Source organism: Candidatus Symbiopectobacterium sp. NZEC135, from assembly GCF_025962695.1.
In genome coordinates this window covers 1-514 of record NZ_JAGFPF010001539.1, presented here as the reverse complement: position 1 = coordinate 514, position 514 = coordinate 1, and the positions used below count along the sequence as shown (strand labels likewise).

The following is a 514-nucleotide window of genomic DNA, read 5'->3' as shown; positions in this document are numbered from 1 at the left end:
ACCGAGTTGGGAGCCACCAAAATTGCGCTGGGTCACCACCGCGACGATATCCTGCAAACGCTGTTTCTCAATATGTTCTACGGTGGCAAGCTAAAAGGGATGCCGCCCAAGCTGATGAGCGACGACGGTAAACACGTGGTGATTCGCCCATTGGCCTACTGTCGCGAAAAAGATATCGAACGTTTTGCCGAAGCGCGTGCGTTCCCGATCATCCCCTGCAATCTGTGCGGATCGCAGCCTAATCTGCAACGTCAGGTGATCAAGGATATGCTGCGCGATTGGGATAAACGTCATCCCGGTCGCATTGAGACCATGTTCACTGCCATGCAAAACGTGGTGCCTTCCCATTTGGCCGATCATCAGCTTTTCGATTTCAAGGGAATTCAGCACGGCAGCGAAGTGATTGACGGTGGCGATTTGGCGTTCGATCGTGAAACGCTTCCGCTCCAGCCGGTCGGTTGGCACCCCGAGGACGATGCCGTTGCCGAACCTGAGCGCCTTAACGTTATCGAAA

General features: G+C 54.5%; 1 pseudogene. It reads left to right on the top strand.

Annotated elements, in window-relative coordinates:
- Nucleotides 1-514 (top strand): annotated as a pseudogene (locus J5224_RS35245) (tRNA 2-thiocytidine(32) synthetase TtcA); the annotation flags it as partial.